Below are 19,762 nucleotides of genomic sequence, written 5' to 3'. Positions count from 1 at the left end.
TATAAATTACTTATTTCCACACCAATAAAGCATGGTTACGTTTGCCACGGCGCAGAATCGTATATTTACCAAAGCGCTTGTGTTCATCGGTCAGCAGATAAGCATCATCCGGTTTTTCCGCAGCGTGGTTCGGATTGTTCGGTTCAGTTACGGCTGCTCCATTGATCACAACTGCTTTACTGTTCACAAAGCCACGCGCTTCTTTATTTGATTGCGCCAAGCCGCTGCTTACCAAGGCTTCCACCACATTGACGTTGCCGGACACCTCAAACGCAGGGAGACCATCAAGGGCGAGTTGCTCAAAATCGGCTTCGGTCAGGTTGCTTTGATCTTCGGCAAACAGGCTGGCAGAAATGCGTTGTGCCGCTTCCAAAGCCGCTTCACCGTGAATCAGGCGGGTCATTTCTTCGGCCAAAATGCGCTGCGCTTCAGGCTTGGTGCCGCTGGCTTTGTCTTTTGCTTCGATTTCGTCAATCTGTTCGATGGTTAGGAACGTGAAATATTTCAAGAACTTATAAACATCGGCATCGGCTACTTTCAGCCAGAATTGGTAAAACTGGTAAGGCGAGGTTTTCTTCGCATCCAGCCACACCGCGCCGCCTTCGGTTTTACCGAATTTGGTACCGTCTGATTTGGTGACCAGCGGTAGGGTCAGGCCAAACACTTGTTTTTGATGCAGGCGGCGGGTGAGGTCGATGCCGTTGGTGATGTTGCCCCATTGGTCGGAGCCGCCGATTTGCAGTAATGCGCCGTGGCGTTGGTTCAATTCGGCGAAATCGTAGCTTTGCAGTAAGGTGTAGGCAAATTCGGTAAACGAAATACCCACATCATCACGGTCGATACGCTGCTTCACCGATTCTTTTGCCAACATCGCATTTACCGAGAAATGCTTACCGATGTCGCGCAGGAAATCCAAGCAGTTCATTTGGCCGAACCAATCGGCATTATTGGCCATTACCGCAGCATTATCGCCTTCAAAGCTCAAAAACGGTTTCAACTGATTGCGGATGCTGTCCACCCAGCCGGCCACAGTGTCGGCAGAATTCAAGCTGCGCTCTACTGCTTTAAAGCTCGGGTCGCCAATCATACCGGTGGCCCCGCCAACCAAAGCAATCGGCGTATGATCGGCCTGTTGGAACCGGCGCAATGCCAACACGGGCAGCAGATGACCGATGTGCAAGCTGTCGGCAGTCGGGTCGAAACCGCAATATAAAGCGATTTTTTGTTCGTTCAACAAAGCTTCTAAAGCTTCAATATCAGTAGTTTGCGCGATCAAACCGCGCGCTTGTAAGTCTTTTAATAAGCTCATATTGGTTCCATTATGTTTTCAGACGGCCTTTATTTAATAAGGCCGTCTGAACGTTGCAAGCATTTATCGGTTACACATTGAATAAGAAATGCATCACATCGCCGTCTTTTACGATATATTCCTTGCCTTCTACACGCATTTTGCCGGCTTCTTTGGCTTTGGCTTCGCCGCCTAAGGCTACGAAATCTTCATAGGCAATCACTTGGGCGCGGATGAAGCCGCGTTCGAAGTCGGTATGAATCACGCCGGCGGCTTGCGGGGCGGTGTCGCCTTTGTGGATGGTCCATGCGCGGACTTCTTTGACGCCGGCGGTAAAGTAGGTTTGCAGGCCGAGCAGATCGTAGCCGGCGCGAATCAGGCGGTTCAAGCCCGGTTCTTCCAAGCCCATTTCTGCGAGGAATTCGGCTTTCTCGTCGTCTTCCAATTCGGCGATTTCGCTTTCCATGGCAGCGCATACGGCTACAACCGGTGCGTTTTCTTTGGCAGCCAATTCTTTAAGGCGGTCGAGGTGTGGGTTGTTTTCAAAACCGTCTTCGGCGACGTTGCCGACATACATGGCGGGTTTGGCGGTGAGCAGGAGCAGCGGGCGCAACATGGCCAATTCTTCGGTATCCAAGCCGAATGAGCGAACCGGCTTGCCTTCATCTAAATGCGGTAGTAATTTTTTGCACAAATCGACCAATTTTTGTGCATCTTTGTCGCCGCTGCGGGCGCGTTTTTCTTCGCGGACAATGGCTTTTTCCACGCTGGCTAAGTCGGCCAAAGCCAATTCGGTGCCGATGGTTTCGATGTCGGCAATCGGATCGATTTTACCGGCAACGTGGACGATGTTTTCATCATCAAAACAGCGCACCACATTTACGATGGCATCAGTTTCGCGGATGTTGGCCAAAAATTGGTTACCCAAGCCTTCGCCTTTGCTGGCACCGGCCACCAAACCTGCGATATCGACAAATTCCACAATGGCAGGCTGCATTTTTTGCGGATTGACGATTTTCGCCAATTCGGCCATGCGCGGGTCAGGTACTTCGACAATGCCGACATTCGGTTCGATGGTGCAGAAAGGGTAGTTGGCCGCTTCAATGCCCGATTGGGTTAAGGCGTTGAACAGAGTGGATTTGCCGACATTGGGCAGGCCGACGATGCCGCATTTTAAACTCATGTTTTTTCCTGATATTTGCTAAAATTTTTAAACGGGCAATTATAGCATAATTCGTTGTTAGGGTTAGATGACAAGACCGTCTGAAAAAGGTGTGTTGCTTTTCAGACGGTTTCGAATGGTGTATTGCGTGAATGAAATCTTGGCTAAATCATTTAGGCCGAGTCCTTTGCAAAGCTCCTTTAAAAGCCAGCACACATAAAACCGACGTCATTCCCGCGCAGGCGGGAATCCATTTTTTAATATGGCAAGCTATTGAATAAAATGGTTCTTGAATTCTGAGATGGATTCCCGCCTGCGCGGGAATGACGGCAGTTTTAGTTTTTATTAATGATTGATCAGTTTTGCAAAGGTCTCAGGCCGTCTGAAAACAGATTCTTTCAGACGGCCTCGTACTTATTTAAAAATCAAAATCAGCAGCAGGGCAATGGCAATCAAGCCGAGCCACAGGCTTTGCCGTTGCTGCACTTTAATCAAATGCAGATAAGCGTCGCGCATTTCCTGCTGGCGGGTTTCATCTACCAGTGCATTGAGTTTGCGTGGCAGGCTCGGCAGGATTTGCGCCCAGTCCGGGGCTTCGGTTTTGAGCTGGTTAAGAAAGGCTTTGGGGCCGATTTGTTCGTTCATCCATTTGGTAAGAAACGGTTTGGCTGTGGCCCATAAATCCAAATCAGGGTCGAGTTGGCGGCCTAAGCCTTCGATGTTGAGCAGCGTTTTTTGCAGCAAAACCAGTTGTGGCTGGATTTCGACATTAAAGCGGCGGCTTACTTCAAATAAGCGCATCAGTACCAAGCCGAATGAAAGCTGCGAAATTGGTTTGTTGAAAATCGGTTCGCACACGCTGCGCACCGCAGATTCAAGCTCTTCCGCGCGCGTATCGGCCGGCACCCAACCTGATTCGATATGGGCGGTGGCGACGCGGTGGTAATCGCGGTTGAAAAAAGCGAGGAAGTTAATCGCCAAATAGCGTTTGTCGTAATCGGTCAGGCTGCCGATAATGCCGAAGTCAAGCGCGATGTAGCGGTTGTCATCGGCGACTAAAATATTGCCCGGATGCATGTCGGCATGGAAAAAACCATCGCGGAACACCTGGGTGAAGAAGATTTCCACACCGTAATCGGCCAGTTTTTTTAAGTCGATTCCTTTAGCTTTGAGCGTGGCGATGTCGGAAACCGGTGTGCCTTCCATCCATTCAATGGTCAGTACGTCGCGGCAGCAGTAATCGTAAAATACTTTGGGAATAATCAGCATGTCGCTGCCGGCAAAATTGCGGCCGAGCTGGCTGGCATTGGCCGCTTCGCGCATTAAATCTAATTCGTCATGCAGGTATTTGTCGAATTCGGCGACTACTTCGCGCGGCTTGAGGCGTTTGCCGTCGGCAAATAAGCGTTCCAACCAGCCTGCGCCCAAGCGCATCAGCGCCAAATCCTGTTCGATAACCGGCAGGATATTCGGGCGCAACACCTTTACTGCCACTTCTTCGCCGCTGTGCAGACGTGCTTTGTGTACTTGGGCAATCGATGCGCTGGCAACCGGCTCGATTTCAAACTCGGCATACATTTTTTCAATCGATTGGCCTAAGGCTTTTTCGATTTGGCGGCGTGACAATTGAGCGTCAAACGGTGGCACACGGTCTTGTAGTTTCGCCAGTTCAATAGCGTATTCATAAGGAATCAAATCGGGGCGGGTAGATAAGACTTGGCCGAATTTGATGAAAATCGGACCGAGACTTTCTAAAGCCAAGCGTAAGCGCACGGGCAAGGTTTGATCTTGGTATTCGCCTGATTGTGGCAGCTGGCCGATTAAATTGCGCAACCAATCTTGCTGGATATAATTGATAAATAAATCGTACAGTCTGTAAAGATAGAGGGTACGAAAGATGGTTTTAATGCGTTTGAGCCATTTCATGGTGGGCATTCGGTTGCACTGAAGATGGACGAATTATAAATCATTGCAAGGCGTTGCGCCAAAGCATTCTATTAGGCATGAATAGGTAAACCATACAAAAAGGCCGTCTGAAACGAATATGTTCAGGCGGCCTTTTAAATTAAGAAATTTACAGGAATTTAGCGGCAAAGTAACCGGCTGCAACCAATAAAATCATCAGAATGAAGGCAACTATGCCGATTAAGATGTTTTTGCGTTTGGCGGCGATAGCAATCAGGGTGCGATTTTCCCCCAATTCTTCACGCAGCTTTTCTTCCAATTCCGCACGGATTTGCTTGCGCAGGATTTTTTCTTCACGTTCGCGCTCTTGTTTGAGTTTGTGGGCAATCTCGGTTTGCTTTTTGTGTTCAAAGGCCAGCTTTTCTTGCCATTCAATGCGTTTGCGGTCAATAACTTGGGGCGTGGCACTGGAGAATTGAAAATCACAAACCACGCAATGAGGCTTGTCCGGATCTTCAATAATGGTCATACACACCGGGCATTGGCTGATTTCTGCCGGTGCACCTTCTTCTGACTCAGAATTGAGAGAGCTTGGCGCCAGTTCTAAAGAATGGCGGACGATGACATCTAAGCCCAAGTAATTGAAATAATGTTGGGCATTTTCGCGTTCTTCTTGCGTGCAGTTTTCAGCAATAATAGCTTGTGGGCGCTCTGCCAATGCTTGCACCAAATCTTCTGCTTCGTTTCCCGGCAGATTATCATACAAACAAGCATTAATCCGCTCGCGATCGACATTGGGCGGATAAGAAACATATACGTCGTAAAGCTTAGCTTTTTGGTTCATCAGTATCCCATTTGTACAATTGATAAAACGGCTTATGTAGTTTTTAGTGTGCGGTTTATCAGGAGATTTTCTATTGTTAGAAAAAGTATAAATCTTATAAAGTTGCCTGTCTTCTGCAACAGATAAAGGGTAATTTCTAGGGTTAAAATAGCCTAGTGTAATAAAACTAAAAAATCAGGTCTGTAAACGGTGATTGTCCAATTAGTATTATTGTTCAATAATGGATAATATATTAGTCAATTATTTTATATATATCATAAATCACACAAAACGGATACTTATTTAAACAAAATACCATGAAAAGGCCGTCTGAATCATTCAGACGGCTTTTTGTTGGAAAGCGTTTCTAGGCGATAGCCCAACCTAACCTTGGGTGATTGGTTGAAATATCAGGTCTTAATATATCAATCTATCTGAAGCGGCCTACCCATTAAACCGAGAATGATGAACCGCAGCCACAAGTGGTTTCGGCATTAGGATTGCGAATCACGAATTGGGAACCATGCAGGCTTTCAGTATAGTCGATTTCGGCACCGATCAGGTATTGGTAGCTCATAGGGTCGACCAGGAAAGTCAGGCCGTTTTTTTCGATTTCAAAATCGTCATCATTTTTGATTTCATCGAAGGTAAAGCCGTATTGGAAACCGGAGCATCCGCCGCCGTTTACAAAAACACGCAATTTGAGTTCTGGGTTGCTTTCTTCCGCGATAAGATCCGCCACTTTGGTGCAGCAGCTATCGGTGAATAGAATAGGGCTTTCATCTGACATGATGTGATTCCTTTTATATTATATGAATGTTATGTGTATTGTCGCGCAATCTGCTCACTAAGGCAAGTTGGGACAATGACTTAAAATTCAATAGCCGCCATAAAAATCAGATATTGCGCCCAAACCATTCCACACGGCCGATAATGGCGATGTCGTCACCCAGATGGTTCAAATCAATTTCAAAGGTCGGATAGGCTTCGTTGGCAGAAATGACGTTCACAATACCGCCCGGCATTAACTGCAAACGTTTGACCAATAGATTTTCATTGAGTCGTAACACATACAGTCCGTCGCGTGGCGTGGTTTCGCTGTGGTTAATCAGAATCGAATCACCATCGTTGAGCACACCTTCCATCGAATCGCCTTTAACGGAGATGACGGATAAATTTTTGGTGTCGCGGGTGACGTAGTTTTCAATCCAATAGCGGCGGAAAGCCATAGTGAAGACAGGTTTTTCATCCCCCACCAATTGGCCATGGCCTGCGGCGGCTTGAATGTCGTAACGTGGCACAAACACAAATTCTTCAACATCAACGGGATTGCCGAGCGTATCGTAAGCGGTGGTATTGGGTGTGGCTTGGTCGGGAAAAGGGTCGCCTTCGCCGGTCAGCAGCCAATCAATACTGCAACCTTTCAATTGTTTGATTTTTTTAAGGTTTCTGATTTCGGTAAGCCGCCTTCATTCCAAATTCGGCTAAATCCCGCAATAGTCATATCAATATCGGCAGCAATTTTTGCTTGCTTGGCTTCGCCTTTCCATAAAAAGGCCAGTCTGTCTTTAAAGGTATCCATGTTATTCCTTAGATGAAAGTGTGATTTTGGATACACACTGGTTGATTGTTTTATATTTTACTTCATTTTTTGGAATAATGTAAGAAAAAAATTAGTTAAACTAAGAAAAATTATTGCATTATTTATTTTTTCTTAGTATTATGTCGGAAAGTAAAGATTAACTAAAGTTCCTTTCCATATTTTTGAGTTTGTCTCTGTGTTTATTCTGTCATATGCTTTGTGTATGGTGTATGAAGAGGGGCTTCAAGTTAATCTGATTGATTTCAAAAGAATGGGATTATTTTTAATCATTTTAATTAAAGGAATCAAAATGACAGGCTATCGTAAAAATACTTGGTTGGCAGTAATGGCTTTGGCTTTAGGCTTGATAGCGTTTCCTGTCAGCTACTCGGAAGCGCAATCTCCTAATGTGTCGCTTTCCGCATTAGAGTGTGAGCAGTTGAGCCATTTGGTTTTGGAGAATATGAATGTCAAGCAGCGCAAATTTGCGCGCGAATGTGACATCGTTGAAGCATCGCATGATTGGGAGCAGCAATATGGCGGTCTCAATGAGCAAGAATTCGTAGCAGGTGTGGTTTACGAATAAATCAATTGAGATCGAAAACAATACACAGTAGAAACCCGCAGTAAGGCCTGAGGCCGTCTGAAATATGCAGCATTTCAGATGGCCTCAGGTTTGTTTTCAAATCTTTACTTGAAACTTAAGGTAATAATGGCGCAGCTTGCAAGCCTAAGCGTTCGTCAAAACCAAACATAATATTCATATTTTGAACAGCTTGTCCGGCAGCGCCTTTAACCAGATTATCAATCACCGACAACACCACCCAAAGCCGGCTTTGCGGTGCTTGCTGCACGCTTAGGCGGCAGATGTTGGCACCGCGTACGCTGCGGGTTTCTGGCGTGCTACCCGGCTTCATCACATCCACAAAAGGACTGTCTTGATAGAAGTCGCTCAAGATTTCGTATGGATTGATGTTGTCATTCAAGTGCAGGTAAACGGTGGCATGCATGCCGCGAATCATCGGGGTTAAGTGTGGGACGAACACGAAACCTTCGGCCACATCGGCTTGTAAGCTATTGATGGTTTGCTTGATTTCCGGTAAGTGACGGTGCCCACCGATACCGTAGGCTTTAAAGTTATCGCCGGCTTCGCACAATAACGAACTGACATTGCCTTTGCGGCCGGCGCCGGAAACGCCGGATTTACAGTCGGCAATGAGTGGCATATTGGTTTTCAGATGGCCTTGTCGTAATAATGGCAACAACGGCAGGGACACACAGGTCGGGTAGCAGCCGGGATTGGCCACAATTTGCGCCTGGGTAATGGCTTCACAGTTCATTTCACATAAACCATAAACGGCCTGCGGCACAATATCGGGGCAAGCGTGTGTCATGCCATACCATTGTTCCCATGTTGGAATGTCTTGAATGCGGAAATCGGCAGATAAATCGATAATGCGCACATTTTTGGCCAATAATTCCGGTGCTTCTTTCATGGCAACACCGTTTGGAGTGGCAAAAAAGACCATATCGCATTGTTCAAGGCCGGCTACGTCAGGAGTTTGGAAAACCAAATCATATATGCCGCGCAGGCTTGGGAAATAATCGGCAATCGCTATGCCGGCTTCGCCCCGGCTGGTGACGGCGGTTACTTCAACATTGGGGTGCGTGGTCAGTAGACGCAATAATTCAACGCCGGTATAACCTGTTGCGCCGACGATGCCGACTTTGATTTTAGCGTTCATCTGTATCTCCAAATAAGGATAAATTCAACAGTGGGTTAGTTTAAGGCTTGGAAGGCCGTCTGAAAAGGGTAAGCAATCATAAATTATTCGGCGCAGTGAATCATCTGCATAGTAAATAACAAAGGCCGTTTGAAAAAGATAAACAAAAGTTTCTTTTTCAGGCGGCCTTAATGTTCATTAAAATATTAAAACAGCAATTCGGTTGGCTCGGCATCCGCCGGAATTTCCTGTGTCGGATAAGCAGGTGCAGGAACATAGTTTGAGGCAGGTACAGGCACGTTTGCTTCAGAAGCCGCTGCATTGCTTGGTGCAACCGGTTGAGTAGTTTGCGGTGTCGCCGGGGTCGGGATAACCGGTTTTACAGTATCATCACCGGCATCGATTTCGATTTCCGAACCTGATGGCAATACATCGTCTTTAACCGGAGCAGGTTTCGGCATTGCTTTCGGTTTGCTGTAAGCAGATGAGCCGGCCGTCCAAGCCAGAGATTTTAGCGGGACTTTGAGTTTCACGCCTTTGACACAAGTTAAACAGTTGGCTTGACCGGTGCGGTTCTTCAAAATCGCATCAACGCGTTTGGTGTTGATGTTTTTGCCATGAGCTTTTGTCCATGCCTCAATGCTTTTTTTCAATGCGGCTGTATCAAGGTTTTTCTTGCCGTATGGGTCGCGGTAAGCGGCAAGCCACAGATTTTTATTGGCATCTTCATTTAAAGTCGCCATTTGGTAGATTACGTGAGCCGGTGAGCCGGTAGAGATGGTTTTGGCAAACTCTAAGGCATCGGGCGATTTCATGCGCACGCAACCATGGCTGCGTACCCCGGTACGCTAGACGGTACATTAGTACCGTGAATGCCTAAGCCTAATTTCGGATCGCCAAGTCGGACAAATACTGGCCCTAAAGGATTTTTTGGACCTGGCGGAATCGTTTTCACATTGTCACCACGTTCTTTTTGAATTGATTTTGGAATGTGCCACGTGGGATTAAAAGCTTTGACGCCGATTTTGTGTTCGCCCAAATTCGTTTGGGTCATGGCTTTACCAACTGCAACAGGATAAGCTTTAGTCAGTTTGCCGTTGGTGTATAAAAACAGGCGTTGTTGCGGAATATTGATGAAAACGTGTTGGCCTTCGGTTGCCGGTGCGACATCAGGCAGCGGGGTGTTGGCAAATGCCGTGGTGGTCAGTGTCAGTGCAAATAAACTTAAGCTGATTTTTTTCATGTATTTGTCTGTGTTTTAACAAAGGGTTAAAAGATGATTGTGGAAAATCATACCTTAATATAGTGGTAACTGTGCGAAAATATGCCTTTTCGGTAAGTAATAACTGGTAAACGGTTATTTAAAATCAATATTTGAGTTATGATGAATAGATGGTGAAGGGGAGTGTGTGAAGAATGTGGCGGACGTTTTTTCTTTGGATTACGAAGGGCGCGGGGTGGCGCGTGTAAACGGAAAAGCGGTTTTTATCAAAGGTGCCATGCCGTCTGAAACCGTTAGCTACCGCATAAGTAAATCTAAAAAACAATTCGACGAAGCGGAAATTAAATCTGTCTTAAAGCCATCCGGTGAACGTGTTAAACCAAAGTGTCGCTATTTTGATACATGTGGCGGTTGCGTATTGCAACATATCGAGCCGAATGCACAGGTCGCATTTAAGCAGCGAATTTTAGAAGAGCAATTGGCGCGCATCGGTAAAGTGTTCCCGGAGCAAATTCTGCCGCCGATTTATGCGGCATCTTGGCGCTACCGTGATCGAGCCAGATTGAGTGTCGCCATTGATGCGTCAGGCGAAGTCAAGCTCGGCTTTCAGGCCAAGCGCAGTCATGATGTGGTGGATATTGCTTCTTGCGAGGTGTTGCCACAACACATTTCCGCGCAGATTCCTTCGGTAAAAATGTTGCTGCAAAAATTAGTAAATTCGGGAGAGGAAATCAAATTTGTCGAGTTTTACCACAGTAAAAAATTAACCGTATTGAATCTGTGTTTTTATCAAAGGCCGTCTGAAAAAACAGAGCACCAATTAAGAAAGTGGTTTGGTACGTCTTTAAAAGAAAAAAACGAAACTTGGCAGCTGTGGCTGCAATACGGTAAAGAATCGGCAAAGGCTTTTTATCCAATCCATCATCTTGATTTGTCTTTGTTTTATGATTTGCCTGAGTATGATTTGACTATGCCTTATCGGCCGGGCGACTTTACTCAAATTAATGCCGATTTAAATGCACTGATGATTAGTCGCGCCATCCGGTTGCTGAATATCCGTTCAGGCGAAAGAATTGCCGATTTGTTCTGCGGGTTAGGCAACTTCAGCTTACCTATGGCAAAATGTGGCGCACGTGTAGTCGGTATTGAAGGCGCAGATTATTTGGTTGATCGTGCACGGCAAAATGCCATCGCAAACGGCTGTACACAACAGGTTGAATTTCAAACGGCAGACTTATTTGAAACAGATGAAGCAACAGTAGCCTCGTGGGGCAATTCGATAAGATGTTGCTCGACCCGCCTCGTAGTGGCGCTTATGCTGTCGTCAAATCGCTACATTTACCATATTTGCCCAATTGTATCGTTTATGTGTCTTGTAATCCTGCTACATTCGCGCGCGATGCTGCTGTTTTGATTGGGAAAGGCTATGTTTTTAAGTCAGCCGGCGTGATGAACATGTTTCCACAAACTGCTCATGTCGAATCCATAGGTGTGTTTGAGCGGTGAACCGATAGAATAAGGCTGTCTGTAAAATGGTTTTTAATGTAATTATCTGATGAATCATGCTATCATAATTAATCTAGGGATAACATGATTCGATAGCATAAATAAATGAGTGTCGAACATATTAATACATTGGCAGTATGATTGCGCATTCGCGCATCATCGGGAGGTGTTCTTGAATTATTCGCTTTTAATCATCTTGCTGGCGCTTTTGTTGCTGGTCTTGTTGTTCGTGCGCTATAAACAAGGCGGTGCGACAGCAAAAAAACCGGGCAAAGCGACTAAAGCATCAAGACAAAATAATCATCAAAATCAGGCTGACGAAGCTTCTGATGGCGCAGAGTGGATGGATAAAGTCAATCAGTCCGTTTCCAGTGCCGACAACCAAGATTGGGAGTGGGGCATGGAAGGCGGCAGCGGCGCATCTACGGCTTCCGTATCCGCTCAGGAAGTTGATCCATTAACCGAATATCAAGTTTATAAGCAATTCGGCTACGAAAGCAAAGCCGCCGAATCACTCGCCAGCTATCTCAATGGTTTGCCTGACGGCGCACCTGAAAAATTAGTTCATGAATTGGTTGGCTTAAATCTGCGTATCAGTAATATCGATAAATTAGCCGAAACCTTAGAAAATCATGGTGCTGCTTTGCCGGAAGACAGTTTGGCTGAATATGTGAAACTGGGTTTGATGGCTGAGCCTACTCATTTGCGTCTACGCGTATTGGCGGAGAGCAAACTGGGCTGGAACATACAGGAAGTTGCCCGACAAATTGGTGAAAACAACGGTCTGGATGACAACATCGTAACCAACCCTGTTCTCACCATCGATTCCGCCAATCCGCAAGTTGCTAATGGCCTCTCTAAGCGCGCACCAATTGTTTTGGGTAAAAAGGAATTTGGCGACATTACGCCTGAAGAGATGAATGCGGTAATCGGCTTTGTTAAGCCGGAGCAAAGTGCCAAGATTCTGAAAGATAAAGTTAATTATGAAACAGCAGTAGAACAATACAACCGCGCGATTCACCATTCTGCTAAACCTGCAAGTCTGATTATCGATGCCTTGAAGTTGGACTATCAAAACGAAGAAGTCGGTCAGTTTGCCAAGCATTTGTGGAAGCTTTACTACTCTTTGGGGCAATATGGCCGCCAAGTTAAAGAACGCATGTTGGGTTGGGGCTATAGTCTCGGCTACCATGAGCTCTTTGACGACCTTGAACGCAGTCCGAGTGAGCAGCAAGTGCGGGAGATCGGCTTATCACGTGGTTATTTGCAACCCACTGCCTTACAAATAAAAGCCAAATACCGGGATTTGGTGCAAAAAGATTCTTCTGTCATCAGCGCGAACAATTCGCCTGCCGATGAGGCATTGAAAGAAGTGGAATCCTTGCTGATGTATGGTCAGCTCGATCAAGCCATTGGTACTTTAGAGCAGGCAGTATTGCAATATCCGAAAGAATCTCAGCTTTATGTGATGCTGTTTGACCTTTATGAGCGTGCCGAAGATTGGGCGCGCCTGGAACAATTCTTACGTTTATTGCGCGAACGCGTCGTCAGCTTGCCGGAAGAAGTAGTTTTGGCCATGAGCCGCTTGCTGCAACGTGTCAACCAACATTCTAAAAAATAAAATAACCCAAGAGAGTACCAATAATGGACAATCTGTTACCTAAAATTAAAACCATACGCATTATGCTGCTAGAAGTGGGGGAGCAGCAAGAGGCTGTATTCCGTATGGCTTTTAAAATGCACAATACGACGAATTACGAAATTGTCACGCCGGACTCAGCCGATAAACCGGATTTGATTTTGGTTGATACCGATTCACAACAAGGGATAGAAGCGTGGAAGGCAGCAACAGCAGCCTATTCTCAAACACCGGTGGCCATGTTCTCTTCATCTGAACCGACCGTTACTACACCGTATCTGCCCAAACCAATCAAATTTGATACCTTATTCCCTATTTTGCGCAGCTTGGCGCAAGGCGGACAGATTTTTACCGTTTCAGACGGTGTGACTTCCGGTCAGGAAGCAGGGCAAACCCAAGCCGATGGTACACGCAAAGCAACTATTCGCCGTTTTAATCCGCAAAAAGGTTTGCTGGGGCCTTGAAATTTGCCAGTCAAGGCCATCAAGATATTGCCGTTTTGCATGAAGGCAAACCGGTATTGATTGTTTTTCCCAATATTCAGCGTGTTTTATTGACCGTTAATGCTACTGAGTTGGAAAAATTATGTAAAGATGATAATCTTGCCGTAGTATGTAAGGCTGTGCCGGATAATCCGCAATGGAAAGAAAAGGCTAAAGTTACGATTATGTCGTGCTTGTGGCAAATGGCAATTTGGACTGCACAAGGCCGTCTGATTTATCCGATGACACCGCAAACCGTCTTTACTTTGAAGCGTTGGCCGAATTTAACCCGGTTGGCACATGTGCCTGAATCCATGCGGTTGTCAGCCTTTCTAACCAAAACATCGGTTAACTTGAATATTTTGTATAAAGTTATGCCTTTAGAAATGCTGGATATTTTGAATTATTTGGCCGCGACATCAGTAACAGGTTTCTTAGCGACCGACACAGAATATATTCAGGCAGCGCCGGCTAATTTGACTGATCGTGTTAATGTCAGCAGCGATGTGCCGGACAGCAAAATGGCTAAGGAGGCCGAAAAAGTGGCCGGTCCGTCTGAAGAGCAGCCGCGTGGTTTGTTGCAGCGTCTGATGCGTAAATTGCTTGGTAAACGATAATAAAAAGGACAAGTCAATGAAAGAAAATAAAATTATCTTTACCGGTCCGGTAGGTGTAGGTAAAACAACAGCCATTTCAGCATTATCCGATGAACCGCCGATTCAAACCGATGCTTCCGCTTCCGACATGACTTTGGTGCGCAAAGGCTATACCACTGTTGCCATGGATTATGGTGTAATTCATTTGGATGAAGAAACCAAAGTGCACTTATATGGTACACCGGGTCAAGAACGCTTCAATTTCATGTGGGAAATTCTCAGTCAAGGCAGTATGGGTTTGGTATTGCTTCTGGATAATACCCGCACTAATCCATTGAAAGACTTGCAATTTTTTTGGAAGCTTTCCGTGAATTACTGAAAACCGCTCCCTTGGTGGTCGGTGTGACCAAAATGGATATCCGTTCCCTGCCGGGAGTGGATGTATATCAAAAATACTTGGCTCAAAATAATTTTAATGTACCGGTTTTTGAGATTGATGCCCGTCGTGAAGACGATGTAAAGCAGCTGGTGACAGCGATGTTATTCTCAATTGATCCGGGTTTAGAGGTATAAGATGGAATCGACACTTTCTCTGCAGTCAAATTTGTACCCCAAAATTACGCCGGCAGGTGCCTATTATGCTGTTTCCAACGAAACCCCGAGCGCCAGTCGTACATTGCTCTACGGTTTATTGCGGGCAGAGCCTACTGAAACCATCAGCAGCCAAAGAGTGCTGGCTTGGGCCGATACCAGCGACATCAACACAGCACTGAATTTGCTGTATCGTTTGCAACGCTTGGAATTCTTATATGGCGACGAGCAAATGAGTACAGACGATGTTAATCTAACTGATGAGCAATTGCCGCAACTATTAGAGCAATTGTCTAATTCCGGCAAAGCATTGTTGGCTGATGAAAACGGGCTTTATTTTGCCAATGCAGGCTTTCATCACGAGGCGGCTGAAGAATTGGGCTTATTGGCGAGCGAAGTAGCAAAAGTTGAAGACAATCACCGCTTATTGATCCGTAACAATCTGCACATCAATAACAGCGCATGGGGTATTTGCGACCCATCAGGCCAAAGCGAATTGACCTTTTTTCCACTTTACATCGGACAAACCAAACTGATTTTGGTTATCGGTGGTATGCCTGATTTAAATAAAGAAGCCTTTGTTACCATGGTTAAAGTGTTATATCACCGATACGGCAGTCGCTAATCCGACCTGATATAACCCACTACATTTTGAATGGAATAAAATATGCAACAATTATTAATCTCCGTATTGAGCGATTTGAATAACACCTCTACCGATATTGTCGCTTCTGCCGTGATTTCTCCCGATGGCTTGCCGATTGCAACATTACTGCCAAATCATTTAAATGCCGACCGCGTCGGTGCAATGTCAGCCACCTTATTGGCTTTGGGCAACCGCTCCGTACAAGAATTGGCTTGTGGTGAGCTTGATCAAGTGATGGTAAAGGTAAAAACGGCTATATTTTATTAAGCCAAGCCGGTAACAATGCCGTATTGGCTCTGATGGCCAAAGAAAGTGGGAAATTAGGTTTGATTTTGCTCGATGCCAAACGCGCTGCCAAACATATTGCTGAAATTTTATAATGCAGAGACATTGGATTATCACAAAATTAAAATAATAGGTTGACAGATTAATTATTGTTGAATACAATCAAATTTTTATTCCCTGATAGCTCAGTCGGTAGAGCGACGGACTGTTAATCCGCAGGTCCCTGGTTCGAGCCCAGGTCGGGGAGCCAAATTTTAAAAGACCACTTTATGAGTGGTCTTTTTTTTATAGGTAAATTCTACTTAATTGATGGTGGAATGTCATGCATTTATATAATAGTTGAAAACAAATAGCGAAATATATAATATGCCGTCTGAAAATCATTTCCCGATTTTGATAAAACAACACTCACTTAAAACACATTATATACAATGATGACCGATATAATTCCCTCGGTATCCCGACTTAAATTTGCACTTAAAAATGCAGGTTGGCATTTATTAATCAGCCTTTTTGTCGCAGGTGCAGCAGCACTATTGGTTTTTAAAATCTGGTATCCGCATCCTTATGAAGAGTTAACAGGTGGTTTAGCGTTATATAAATTGGTTGTTATCGTTGATGTGATATGCGGTCCTTTAATTAACCTTGGTATTGGCCAGCCCGAAAAAATCTACTAAAGAGCGCGTAATCGATTTTAGCTTAATCGGGTGCTATCTAATTGGCCGCATTACTGTATGGGATTTACAGCGTTTCTCAAGCACGTCCGGTGGTGGCTGCTTTTGAGCAAGACAGAATCATGGTGGTTACGGCTGCTGAAATTGATGATGAGCAGCTACCCAATGTGCCGGAAGGTTTGCAGCAATTATCATAGTTTGGTGTAAAGCGTGTGGGCCTGCGTGAGCCTGTGGATATGGAAGAAGCCAACCAAAGTTTATCCATGTCTTTACAAGGGATTGAGCCAAGTATGCGGCCGAATTGGTGGCTTGAAGATGATGAGAAAGAACGTGCGAAAATCCGTGCCAAGATGAAACCCCTATCCGTATTGGCACAAGCGCGGGGCTTGAGTGAAGCAGAGATTCTTTCGAGCGCATCAGTGAAATCCGATGAGCAGCTGTATTACTTACCGTTTACCAGTAGTCTGAATAAAGATTGGATTGTTTTGCTTGACCAACATGCAGATTTTGCAGCGTATGCGCCTATAGACGGATTTATCGTGAACCGCTGATGTTATGCAAATATATTATTTAATCGGCATATTAGATATTCATTTAAAATTTAACTAAATTTATCACTCAGTAAGCTAAAATCAGAATAAATGCCTAATTTTTTTCTAGCCGTTTTGGATAGGGAAATAAAGTCATTAAAAACAGTAGGATAAAAATTAATAATGAATGCGGTATTCCGTTCGTTTTAAATTGAAACCGATTATCCAAATATTTAATATATTATCAATATTGGGTTGGAAAGTGACAAAAAACGGCAGGTGACAAAAAACGGCTAAAATAAAAATGACGAATATCCATGAAAATTGACAAAAAATGTCATATTGAAATTTTCAACTCCGCTTTAAGAACAGATATTTTAGGCCGTCTGAAACTAGGAATGGATAGAATAATTATATAAAACAACAGCTTTTGATAAAATATGCGAAAATTTCAAGATTTATTGAAAACTGGCACGCCCATTGCTTGATTGATTATATCCGGCAAAGTTGAAGCGTAACGGATACCGAGCCGGAAGCTGTATATTCCTTCTTCTTTATGGTTTTACTCATATGCAGTAAACAAAAGTGCCAAGCGCATTACGGATTTTTAAAATATAATATACAACCAATTATTCACAAATTTTTTAACTGGAGTTAATTAAATGAAAAGCATGCAAAAAGGTTTTACCCTGATTGAATTAATGATCGTAGTTGCAATTATCGGTATTTTGGCGGCGATTGCGTTACCTATGTATCAAAACTACATCGCTCGTTCACAAGTTTCACGTGTAATGGGTGAATCTGGTAACCTGAAAACAGTTGCTGAGACTTGTATTTTGGATGGTAAGTTGACTGTTGGCGACCAAAATGGTAACTGTAAAATTGGTGCAACTGGATCTAACTTGTTAGCTGGTGCTGCGCAAAGTGGTGAAACCTTAGCAACTGGTACAGGTGTGCCTCAGGTAACTTTACAAGATACTGGTGCAGCCACAATTGTAGCTACTTTTGGTAACAATGCAGCAGCTGACTTACAAGATGATACACTAACTTGGACACGTACTACCGATGGTACTTGGTCTTGTACAACTAATACTGATGAAAAATATGTACCATCAGGTTGTGCTGTAGTAGCAGCTAACGCAGCTAACCCTTAATTGTAACCATTTTGTAATCTTGAAAAGCGTATCATAGAAATATGGTACGCTTTTATAATTATTAAGTTGATAAAGGTTTAAAAGATGCATAAAAACCATATAGCAGGTGGGTTTACATTAGTTGAATTGATGATCGTATTGGTTATTATAGGGGTGTTATCAGCATTTGCGTTACCAATTTATCAAAATTATGTTGGAAAAGCTCAATTAGCGCGTGTTGTACATGAATTATCAAGCACCAAAGCATCTATTGAGACCATTTTGTCTAATGGTGGTTTTCCTACTGTAGATGCTGCGCAAAATGGCACTCCATACTCTGATAATGGAGGTATTTATGAATACATAGGAATTCAAGGTGATAATCCTGTCTCTAATATTATTAGTTTAGCTACTATTAAATCTGCTGATGGCAGTTTTGGCGGAATTGAAGCAGTCATTGGCGGTGATGTTAGCGCGATATTAACAGGTACAACAGTTGAATTATTACGTAATCCTTCAGGTCTTTGGAGCTGTCAAATTACAATGTCAAATAAAGTTGACAAAAGTGATTTTAGTATTAGTGGCTGCAAAATTGTTGATTAGATACTAAATCAGTTGAAATGTTATTTAAATATATTTATGAATGAATTCATGTAATTTTATTTTAAATGAATTAAAACCAATCTAGAGTATTAGATATTCATAAGATAGCAAAAGGCCGTCTGAATTTTCAGACGGCCTTTTGCTATTATCTATTGTGCAAATTATTCAAATCCCTAACCGGTCAACTGCTTAGTAATCAGCTTCTTAATCGGTGGGAAATTATTGCTGGCGCGCAATACCAAGCCGCGTAGGATTTTGGCCGGGGCGGTTTCGTTGGTGAAAAGTTTCAGCAGCATATTGGTGCCGTGGTAAATCGGGTGGGCGTGCAGCATGTGTTTGCTGTTGTATTTTTCCAGCAGGGTGCTTGAGCCGATGTCTTGACCGCGTTGTTCGGCTTCTAAAATCAGTTTGGCCAAAATATCGGCGCTGGATAGGCCTAAGTTGAAACCGTGCGCGGTAACGGGATGCATGCCGACGGCGGCATCGCCGATAAGGGCGCTGCGTTTGCCGTAGAAGCGTTGGGCAATCATGCCGACCAGTGGGTAATTATGGAATGTGCTGACCACTTCCATATCGCCCAAGCGGCCTTTTAATTGAGTTTTGACCATCGCGGCCAGCTCTTCGTTGCTTAAGGCTTTGATGGAATCGGTTTTATCGGCATCGACGGTGATAACGGTATTGGTGATGTGTTCTTCCAGCGGCAGCAGGGCAATGGTGCGGCCATAGTGGAAGCATTCGTAGGCGGTGTGGCCGTTGGAAAGCGTGTGTTTCATACGGCCGACAAACATGGTGCGGCTGTAATCGTGCATGTCGGATGAAATGCCCAATTGGCGGCGGGTTTGTGAGAAGCGGCTGTCGGCGGCCAAAAGCAGGCATGCGGTCAGGATGCCGCCGTTTTCGAGGATGACTTGCGCTTCTTGATCGGATACTTTGACATCTTTAACGTTGGTGTCGGTCAGAATAGTGACATTATCGAGTGTGGCGACCACTTCATACGCGGCTTTGCGGATATTGTGGTTGGAAACCAAGTAGCCTAAGCAGTCGGCCGGTTCGCCGCGTGCTTGGGTGGGTTGTGGAAAATGGAGTTGGTAATCGGATTGGCCGTTTAATACTTTGGCATCGCGTAATGGGTAAATTTCGTCTGCGGGAATTCGTTCCCACATGCCTAGGCGTTGCATGATTTCGCGGGAAAGGTGGGTGAGTGCGATTTCCCGGCCGTCGTATGGCGGATTTTGCAACACAGCCAGCGGGCTGCGTTCGATAAGGGTCACTTTTAAACCGCTGCCTGCCAGTTCTGCGGCAAAGCTGAGGCCTGCCGGGCCTGCGCCGACGACGAGAATATCGCTGTGTAAGCTCATGGAGGTATCCTTT

Annotated in this window: 12 protein-coding genes, 1 tRNA gene and 7 pseudogenes; 11 read left to right on the top strand and 9 right to left on the bottom strand. The window is 44.8% G+C overall.

Features of this window, described 5'->3' with window-relative positions:
• Positions 1-10: 10 nt before the first annotated feature.
• From tyrS to CGZ65_RS10970, 6 genes and pseudogenes are all read right to left on the bottom strand, one after another.
• Positions 11-1,309, bottom strand: a complete 1,299-nt coding sequence (tyrS, locus tag CGZ65_RS10995) for a tyrosine--tRNA ligase (protein ID WP_096295833.1) — start codon at positions 1,307-1,309, stop codon at positions 11-13.
• 70 nt (positions 1,310-1,379) lie between these two features.
• Positions 1,380-2,471 (bottom strand): redox-regulated ATPase YchF, encoded by a 1,092-nt coding sequence (gene ychF, locus CGZ65_RS10990; RefSeq protein WP_096295832.1) that lies wholly within the window; start codon positions 2,469-2,471, stop codon positions 1,380-1,382.
• A 393-nt stretch (positions 2,472-2,864) separates the two neighbouring features.
• Positions 2,865-4,376 carry a ubiquinone biosynthesis regulatory protein kinase UbiB gene (gene ubiB, locus CGZ65_RS10985; protein WP_096295831.1) on the bottom strand — a complete coding sequence of 504 codons (1,512 nt, stop codon included), beginning with the start codon at positions 4,374-4,376 and terminating at the stop codon, positions 2,865-2,867.
• A gap of 148 nt (positions 4,377-4,524) precedes the next feature.
• Positions 4,525-5,199, bottom strand: coding sequence for a hypothetical protein (locus CGZ65_RS10980; RefSeq protein WP_096295830.1), 675 nt, complete (start codon positions 5,197-5,199; stop codon positions 4,525-4,527).
• Positions 5,200-5,629: 430 nt separating this feature from the next.
• Positions 5,630-5,968, bottom strand: coding sequence for an iron-sulfur cluster insertion protein ErpA (gene erpA, locus CGZ65_RS10975; protein ID WP_096295829.1), 339 nt, complete (start codon positions 5,966-5,968; stop codon positions 5,630-5,632).
• Positions 5,969-6,074: 106 nt separating this feature from the next.
• Positions 6,075-6,760: pseudogene (locus CGZ65_RS10970) on the bottom strand (S24 family peptidase).
• 310 nt (positions 6,761-7,070) lie between these two features.
• Between CGZ65_RS10970 and CGZ65_RS10965 the strand changes: the two are divergent.
• Positions 7,071-7,346, top strand: a complete 276-nt coding sequence (locus tag CGZ65_RS10965) for a hypothetical protein (protein ID WP_096295828.1) — start codon at positions 7,071-7,073, stop codon at positions 7,344-7,346.
• A gap of 115 nt (positions 7,347-7,461) precedes the next feature.
• On the opposite strand, the gene argC is transcribed toward CGZ65_RS10965, so the two are convergent.
• Both argC and CGZ65_RS10955 read right to left on the bottom strand, forming a co-directional pair.
• Positions 7,462-8,505 (bottom strand): N-acetyl-gamma-glutamyl-phosphate reductase, encoded by a 1,044-nt coding sequence (gene argC / locus CGZ65_RS10960; RefSeq protein WP_096295827.1) that lies wholly within the window; start codon positions 8,503-8,505, stop codon positions 7,462-7,464.
• 185 nt (positions 8,506-8,690) lie between these two features.
• Positions 8,691-9,727 (bottom strand): annotated as a pseudogene (locus tag CGZ65_RS10955) (L,D-transpeptidase).
• Positions 9,728-9,872: 145 nt separating this feature from the next.
• Here CGZ65_RS10955 and rlmD point away from each other — a divergent pair.
• From rlmD to CGZ65_RS10905, 10 genes and pseudogenes are all read left to right on the top strand, one after another.
• Positions 9,873-11,212, top strand: a pseudogene (gene rlmD, locus CGZ65_RS10950) (23S rRNA (uracil(1939)-C(5))-methyltransferase RlmD).
• Positions 11,213-11,378: 166 nt separating this feature from the next.
• Positions 11,379-12,833: a 23S rRNA methyltransferase gene (locus CGZ65_RS10945; RefSeq protein ID WP_096295826.1), complete on the top strand. Its 1,455-nt coding sequence runs from the start codon at positions 11,379-11,381 to the stop codon at positions 12,831-12,833.
• A 23-nt stretch (positions 12,834-12,856) separates the two neighbouring features.
• A pseudogene (locus CGZ65_RS10940) lies at positions 12,857-13,950 on the top strand (response regulator).
• Between the two features lie 16 nt (positions 13,951-13,966).
• Positions 13,967-14,502 (top strand): annotated as a pseudogene (locus CGZ65_RS10935) (GTP-binding protein).
• Position 14,503: 1 nt separating this feature from the next.
• Positions 14,504-15,145 (top strand): peptidase M23, encoded by a 642-nt coding sequence (locus CGZ65_RS10930; protein WP_096295825.1) that lies wholly within the window; start codon positions 14,504-14,506, stop codon positions 15,143-15,145.
• Positions 15,146-15,187: 42 nt separating this feature from the next.
• Positions 15,188-15,546: pseudogene (locus CGZ65_RS10925) on the top strand (roadblock/LC7 domain-containing protein).
• A 79-nt stretch (positions 15,547-15,625) separates the two neighbouring features.
• Positions 15,626-15,701: transfer RNA gene (locus CGZ65_RS10920), tRNA-Asn, on the top strand.
• Positions 15,702-15,885: 184 nt separating this feature from the next.
• Positions 15,886-16,676 (top strand): annotated as a pseudogene (locus tag CGZ65_RS10915) (fimb protein).
• A gap of 641 nt (positions 16,677-17,317) precedes the next feature.
• On the top strand, positions 17,318-17,809 hold the full coding sequence (locus CGZ65_RS10910) for a pilin (RefSeq protein WP_096295824.1): 492 nt from the start codon (positions 17,318-17,320) through the stop codon (positions 17,807-17,809).
• A gap of 84 nt (positions 17,810-17,893) precedes the next feature.
• Positions 17,894-18,391 (top strand): pilin, encoded by a 498-nt coding sequence (locus tag CGZ65_RS10905; RefSeq protein ID WP_096295823.1) that lies wholly within the window; start codon positions 17,894-17,896, stop codon positions 18,389-18,391.
• Between the two features lie 173 nt (positions 18,392-18,564).
• Here CGZ65_RS10905 and ubiM read toward each other — a convergent pair whose 3' ends face one another.
• Entirely contained in the window at positions 18,565-19,749 is a 1,185-nt protein-coding gene (ubiM, locus tag CGZ65_RS10900; protein ID WP_096295822.1) for a 5-demethoxyubiquinol-8 5-hydroxylase UbiM, read from the bottom strand.
• Positions 19,750-19,762: the final 13 nt, after the last annotated feature.

It is taken from the genome of Neisseria weixii (genome assembly GCF_002327085.1).
Taxonomy (GTDB): domain Bacteria; phylum Pseudomonadota; class Gammaproteobacteria; order Burkholderiales; family Neisseriaceae; genus Neisseria; species Neisseria weixii.
Note: the sequence above shows the minus strand (reverse complement) of the source record. Positions and strands in the feature narration are given on the sequence as shown.